6 protein-coding genes are annotated in these 6,526 nt (G+C 66.2%); 3 read left to right on the forward strand and 3 right to left on the reverse strand.

Going from position 1 to position 6,526, the window contains the following annotated elements:
* Window positions 1-5: 5 nt before the first annotated feature.
* Window positions 6-1,190: an acetyl-CoA C-acyltransferase family protein gene (locus ACIPZB_RS26335; RefSeq protein WP_008098549.1), complete on the reverse strand. Its 1,185-nt coding sequence runs from the start codon at window positions 1,188-1,190 to the stop codon at window positions 6-8.
* 168 nt (window positions 1,191-1,358) lie between these two features.
* Between ACIPZB_RS26335 and ACIPZB_RS26340 the strand changes: the two genes are divergently transcribed.
* A complete protein-coding gene (locus tag ACIPZB_RS26340) occupies window positions 1,359-2,369 on the forward strand; it encodes an AraC family transcriptional regulator (RefSeq protein WP_008098551.1) in 1,011 nt (336 codons plus the stop codon).
* 119 nt (window positions 2,370-2,488) lie between these two features.
* Here the strand turns inward: ACIPZB_RS26340 and ACIPZB_RS26345 are convergent, their stop codons facing one another.
* Window positions 2,489-2,926: a carboxymuconolactone decarboxylase family protein gene (locus ACIPZB_RS26345; RefSeq protein ID WP_400643372.1), complete on the reverse strand. Its 438-nt coding sequence runs from the start codon at window positions 2,924-2,926 to the stop codon at window positions 2,489-2,491.
* Between the two features lie 200 nt (window positions 2,927-3,126).
* On the opposite strand from ACIPZB_RS26345, the gene ACIPZB_RS26350 reads away from it, so the two are divergent.
* Window positions 3,127-3,585 (forward strand): nucleoside deaminase, encoded by a 459-nt coding sequence (locus ACIPZB_RS26350; protein ID WP_400643366.1) that lies wholly within the window; start codon window positions 3,127-3,129, stop codon window positions 3,583-3,585.
* Complete coding sequence (locus ACIPZB_RS26355) at window positions 3,582-4,778, forward strand: CynX/NimT family MFS transporter (RefSeq protein WP_400643367.1); 1,197 nt, start codon at window positions 3,582-3,584, stop codon at window positions 4,776-4,778. Before ACIPZB_RS26350 ends, ACIPZB_RS26355 begins: the two co-directional genes overlap by 4 nt.
* Here the strand turns inward: ACIPZB_RS26355 and ACIPZB_RS26360 are convergent.
* Complete coding sequence (locus ACIPZB_RS26360; RefSeq protein ID WP_400643368.1) at window positions 4,771-6,204, reverse strand: PLP-dependent aminotransferase family protein; 1,434 nt, start codon at window positions 6,202-6,204, stop codon at window positions 4,771-4,773. The two genes, ACIPZB_RS26355 and ACIPZB_RS26360, sit on opposite strands and share 8 nt — an antisense overlap.
* Window positions 6,205-6,526: the final 322 nt, after the last annotated feature.

Here is a 6,526-nt window from a genome sequence, read left to right on the forward strand (position 1 = left end):
CTCCCTTAGACGCGCTCAAACACCACGGCGATGCCTTGGCCGCCGCCGATGCACATGGTGGCCAGCGCGTAGCGGCCCTGGATGCGCTGCAGCTCATGGATGGCCTTGGTGGCAATGATCGCGCCGGTGGCGCCGACCGGGTGGCCGAGGGAAATGCCCGAGCCGTTCGGGTTGACCTTCTCCGGGTCGAAGTCCAGGGCGCGGGCGACAGCGCAAGCCTGGGCGGCGAAGGCTTCGTTGGACTCGATCACGTCCAGGTCGTTGATGTTCAGGCCGGCTTTTTCCAGCACCTTGCGGGTGGCCGGGATCGGGCCCAGGCCCATCAGCTCAGGCTCGACGCCGGCGTGGGCGTAGGCCACCAGGCGCGCCAGGGGCTTGAGGCCCAGGCGACGCACGGCGTCACCGCTGGCCAGCACCAGGCCGGCAGCGCCATCGTTGATGCCGCTGGCGTTGCCGGCGGTCACGGTGCCGTCCTTCTTGAACACGGTCTTCATGCCGGCCAGTTGCTCGGCGGTGACGTCGCCACGCACGTGCTCGTCCACGGCGAACTGCACGACGCCTTTGCGGGTTTTCAGCTCCACCGGCACGATCTGGCTGTCGAAGCGGCCTTCGGCGATGGCGCGGGCGGCGCGGCGCTGGCTGGTCAGGGCCAGCTCATCCTGCATTTCGCGGGTGATACCATTCTTGGCCGCAACGTTTTCGGCAGTGATGCCCATGTGGAAGTGTTCGAAGGGGTCATGCAGTACGCCGACGGTGTAGTCGATGCCTTGCAGATCGCCCATGCGCGCGCCCCAGCGGGCTTGCGGCAGCAGGTACGGGCCACGGCTCATGGATTCGGCACCGGCGGCCACGGCCACGTCGGCATCGCCGAGCAGCAGGCACTGGGTGGCCGAGACGATCGCCTGCAGGCCCGAACCGCACAGGCGGTTGACGTTGAAGGCTGGGGTTTCCTTCGGGATACCGGCATTCATCGCGGCAACCCGCGACAGGTAGGCATCGCGCGCTTCGGTCGGGATCACGGTGCCCATGACCATATGGCCGATCTGCTCGGCGGCCACGCCCGAGCGCTCGATGGCCGCGCGGGTCACGGTGGTCGCCAGGTCGGCCAGCGGCAGGTCCTTGAGGGATCCACCAAAACCACCGATGGCGGTACGGACGGCACTGACGACGTAGATTTCTGGGCTGCTCATAAAGGCTCCGATAGCTTAGGCATGGCGGGAGCGGGCCAGGCTCTGCGAGAATGGCCGGCGATCCCGGATGGGGTCCGAGTCTAGGCAAAGGCTCTGTTGCAGCCTATGCCGATTCTGTTCAGTCAACCTGGCACTTTTTGCCACTCAGCATAGACAGCGAATTCCGCCATGCGCGATACCGATACGGTCGCCGTGTACTTTCTCAATGCCATGCTGCACGCCCTGCGCGAGCAGCCCGAGGCGCGCGATGCCCACCTGCATGCGGTGGGCATCGCGCCGAGCCTGCTAGCGCAGCCGCAGGCCCGCGTGCCGGCCAAGGCCTTCGCGCAGTTGTGGCTGGCGCTGATCCATCAGCTGGACGATGAGTTCTTTCGTCTCGACAGCCATGGCATGCCGCTGGGCAGCTTTGCCCTGATCTGCCGTGGGCTGATTCAGGAGCCGAACCTGGAAAAGGCCCTGCGCCAGTGCATGGGCAATTTCGCCCTGTTCCTGCGCGACCTGCGCGGCAGCGTGACGGTGCGCGCAGGCAGGGCGGTGATCAGCGTGCAATCGCAGATTGCCGACCCCCTGACCCGGGTCTACGCCGAGGAAACCTACCTGGTGCTGATGATGGGCCTGTTGTGCTGGCTGGCCGGTCGGCGCATCGCCATCGACCGCACGGAACTGGCGGTCGCGCGCCCGGCCCAGGACGATGACCTGTTGCTCTGGGGACCGGACCTGCGCCTGGGCAGCGGGCGTACCGAAGTGGAATTCGACAGCGCCTACCTGCGCCTGCCGGTGGTGCAGGACCTGGCGGGCCTGAAGAGTTTCCTGCGCAGTGCGCCACAAGGGCTGGTGATCCGTTTTCGCAACCAGAACGGTCTGGTGGCCGAGGTCTACCGGCATCTGCGTGCCCGGCGCTATGGCCAATGGCCGACGCTGGAGGCCTTGGCCAGGCAGCAGGGCATCAGCCCCAGCACCTTCCGCCGGCAGTTGGAGCGTGAAGGGCGCTCGTATCAGCAGATCAAGGACGAAGTGCGCCGGGCCATGGCCTTCGAGCGCTTGCGAGAAGGGGTGTTGAGTGTTGCCGAAATCGCCGAGCAGACGGGGTTTCAGGAGCCCAGTGCGTTTCATCGGGCGTTCAAGAAGTGGACGGGGCAGAGCCCGGGGAGCTATCGGGCCAAGCTGACTGCTCGGTAGGGGGGGGCTGTACCGGCCCTATCGCCGGCAAGCCGGCTCCCACAGGGATTTGCAATGTTGCAGTAACTGTGGGAGCCGGCTTGCCGGCGATAGGGCCATCACAGACAAGCGACTATCGATCAGGCCGGCACCATCGCAAAGCCAACACCAAACCGGTTCCAGGCGTTGATGGTGGCAATCGCCAGCGTCAGGTTGACCACCTCGGCCGGCTCGAAGTGCTGTTGCAGCGCCTCGTACTCCGGCTGCGGCGCGCCGCGCTCGGGCAGGCGGGTCAAACACTCGACCCAGGCCAGCGCCGCACGCTCACGCGGTGTGAAGTAGTTGGTTTCCTGCCACACGCTCAGCGTCTGCAACCGCGCTTCGGTTTCGCCAGCCTTGCGCGCGTCATTGGCATGCATGTTCACGCAATAGGCGCAGCCGTTGATCTGCGAAGCACGCAGGCGCACCAGCTCCAGCAGCGAGTTCTCCAGGCCGCTCTTGGCCAGGGCCTGCTCCAGTCCGACCATGGCCTTGTAGGCTTCAGCAGAGTGTTTGGCCCATTCGATACGGTTGTGCATGGTGTTCTCCGAGAGATTCAGTGTGGACATGGCACTACCTTAACGCCGCCCGCCCTGCGGCCCGATAGCCAATCACGCGCTTTGCCAGGAGGCCAATCAGGGTCATTAAGGAGGCCACTGACAGGCATCCAATCTCTTCATTTCAGCCCCGGCCGAGGAGGCGGGATAATGACCGGGTCTTGCACCAGGAGATCCGATTCATGTCCGAAGAACGCTACATGCGCGAAGCCCTCGACCTGGCCCGCGCCAATATCCAGGCCGGTGGACGGCCCTTCGGCGCCGTCCTGGTGTACCAGGGCCAGGTGATCGCTCGCGCCGTCAACGAGATCCACAGCACCCAGGACCCGACTGCCCACGCCGAGCTGCAGGCCATCCGCAAGGCCGCCCAAGCCTTGGGCCGATCGCGCCTGGACGGTGCCGAGATCTATGCCACTGGCCATCCCTGTCCAATGTGCCTGGCCGCCATGCACCTGTGCGGCATCGAGCGCGCCTGGTTCGCCTACGACAACGACGAAGGCGAGCCCTATGGCCTGTCCACCGCCGCCGTCTATGCACAGATGGCCCGTCCGCCGCAGCAGCAGAGCCTGCCATTGCGTCCGCTTAAGCCCGCAGGGGAGGCAGACCTGTACCTGCAATGGAAGCAGGCGAACGCGCAATGAGAGGGCCGTTGAACTTGCTGTTGGTGGTGTTGCTGGCCCTGAACCTGCGGCCGATCCTGACCAGCATCGGGCCGTTGCTCGAACCGATGCGCGCCAGCACCGGCCTGGGCTACCAGCAAGCCGCGCTGCTGACGGCGCTGCCGGTGCTGTGCATGGGCCTGGTGCCGTTGCTGCAGCCCTGGCTGCGGCGCTGGATCAGCGAGCATGGCGGCATGCTCGGCGGCCTCGCCGCCATTGCCCTGGCCTGCCTGTGGCGCCTGCAGCTGGACAGCGCCTGGGCACTGCTCGCCAGTGCAGTGCTGGCCGGCCTCGGCGTGGCGGTGGTGCAGGGCATGATGCCTGGCTTGGTCAATCGCTGGTTCCCCGGCCGCCTGGCCGCGGCCATGGGCCTGTATTCGGCTGCGCTGATGAGTGGCGGCGGGCTGGCGGCAGTGCTGGGGCCGCACATCAGCGGGCACTTTGGTCACTGGCAGGCGGGCCTTGGCGTGTGGGCAATGCCGGCGCTGCTGGCGGTGCTGGCCTGGGCCATGCTACGTCCGCGTGATGCTGCGCCAAAACTGGCTGGCGCTGCCGGTGGCCACTGGTTCGGCACGCGTCGGGCATGGCTGCTGGCGTTGTACTTCGGCCTGATCAACGGGGGCTACACCAGCATGGTCGCCTGGTTGCCGGCCTATCATCTTGAGCATGGCGGCACCGCCCAAGGCGGGGGTGACCTGGTTGGCCTGATGACCATTTTCCAGGTGGCCGGTGCGCTGGGCCTGCCATTGTTGCTGCGCGGCTGGGCGGATCGTCGGCCAGGGCTGTGGCTGGCACTGGCGATCCAGTTGGCGGGCTTCCTTGGCTTGTTGCTGGCGCCGAACGGGGCCATGGGCGTCTGGGTGGCGATGATCGGTTTTGGCCTGGGGGCTTGCTTCAGCCTGAGCCTCACCTTGACCCTGGAACATCTGAAGACGCCGGCAGAGGCGGGCAGCCTCGCGGCATTCGTGCAGGGGGTCGGGTTCATCATCACCGGGATCGTGCCGTACATCACCGGTTGGCTGCGTGATGTGAGCGGCGATTTCCAGGCTTCGTGGACGCTGTTGACCGTCACCGTGCTGGCCATGCTGCTGGTCACCACCTGCTTTGCCCCGCGTGGTTACGCTGCCGCCATTGCCCGGCGAGGGCATGGCGGCCAGGCGGCTGCCGTCAACTGAGGCGCTGCAGGGTATCGCGGACCCGGTCCAGTGCCGGGTCGATGTCCAGCAGCTCGATGGCGCCGAAGCCCAGCAGCAACCCAGGGCGCACAGGCGCTTCGTCGAAGAACGGCGCCAGCGAGTAAAGGCCGACCTCCACCTTGCGTGCGAGGTTGGCCAGCAGCTCGACATCCACGTCAGGTTGCGCCAGTGCGCTGAGGTGAAACCCGGCACTGGCCGGTATCGCTTTGAACCAGGGTGCCAGGTCACCGTCCAGGCGGGTGAGGATGCGCTCGCGCCGGGCACTGTAGATGTCATGGCAGCGGCGAATGTGCTTGTTCAGGTGGCCTTCGCCGATGAAGCGCGCGAGCGCCCATTGCAGCAGGGTGGGGCTGTGCCAGTCGCTCAGGTGCTTGGCCACGCAGGCCGCTTCGAGCACGGCCGGTGGCAGCACGGCATAGCCCAGGCGCAGCTCCGGCAGCAGGGTTTTCGAGAACGTCCCGACATAAGCCACCAGCCCCTGACGGTCGAGCCGTTGCAGGGCATCCGCTGCCGGGCCCTGGTAGCGAAACTCGCAGTCATAGTCGTCTTCGATGATCAGCGCGCCGAGCTCGGCGGCGCGGGCCAGCAGGGCGTGGCGGCGCGGGATGCTCATCGGCATGCCGAGGGGAAACTGGTGCGAAGGGGTCACGTAGATGAGCCGGGTGCCGTCGGCGATCTGCTCGACGCACAGGCCTTCGTCGTCCACAGGCACGGATTGCAGGTTTGCACCCAACGCGAGAAACAGCTGCCGCGCTGGCGGGTAGCCGGGGTCTTCCATGGCCACTGGGCAGCCGGGTTCGATCAGTACCCGGGCGATCAGGTCCAGGGCCTGCTGGGCGCCGTTGCACACCAGTACCTCGGCTGGGTTGCAGTGCACACCTCGCGTGTAGGCAACGTGGTGGGCGATGGCCTCGCGCAGTTCCGGCAGCCCTTGGGCGGTGAACTGCCGCTCGGGGTGGCGCTGGCTGCGGCGCAGGGCGTAGTTCAGGCAGCTGCGCCACTGGTCGAAGGGGAACTGCGACTTGATTGAGGCGCCGCCGACGAAGTCGTAGCGCGATGGGGCTTCCTGGGTGCGCCTTGCCAATACGGTGGCGCGCTGTTGCCAGCGGCCCAGCGAGGCGGCTGCGGCCAGGGGGACTGTCTGGGCTTCGTTGTTGCGCACGGGTTGGCGTGGGGTAATGAACGTGCCGCGGCCTACCACGCCGCTGAGCAGGTTGTCGTAGGTCAGGCGTGAGTAGGCTTCGGCCACGGTCTTGCGTGACACGCCCAGCTGTTCGGCCAGCAGGCGGGTAGGGGGTAGCTGTGAGCCGGCGGCCAGGTGGCCGCTGTCGATGCCGGCGCGCAGCTGTTGGTAGAGCTGGTCGGCCAGGCCTTTGCGGCCTTCGAGGCGGATGTGCAGTTCCATGGTGGGGTCCGGGCGCAGGAGTGCTGAGAATAGCGGATTTTTATTGAATTCTACCGCTGCCCTCACGCAACGCGATGTCAAAGCCCCCCATAAGGACAACGCGATTCTGCTTTTCGCTTTTCGCTTTTCGCTTTTCGCTTTTTTGCTTTTTGCTTTTTGCTTTTTGCTTTTTGCTTTTAAGCGCGCGGTAGTTCAGGCACCGCAAATTGCGACTTCAGGAGGCCGAACGGAGGTCTTGCGGAGGGAGGCGACGGGCATGGATGCCCGTCGAGCGCTGGGCCCCAGGATGGGGCCTGCAGCGCGGTCCTCCCGGGAGCAAGAC

It is taken from the genome of Pseudomonas sp. NPDC089396, assembly GCF_044749545.1.
Lineage (GTDB): Bacteria > Pseudomonadota > Gammaproteobacteria > Pseudomonadales > Pseudomonadaceae > Aquipseudomonas.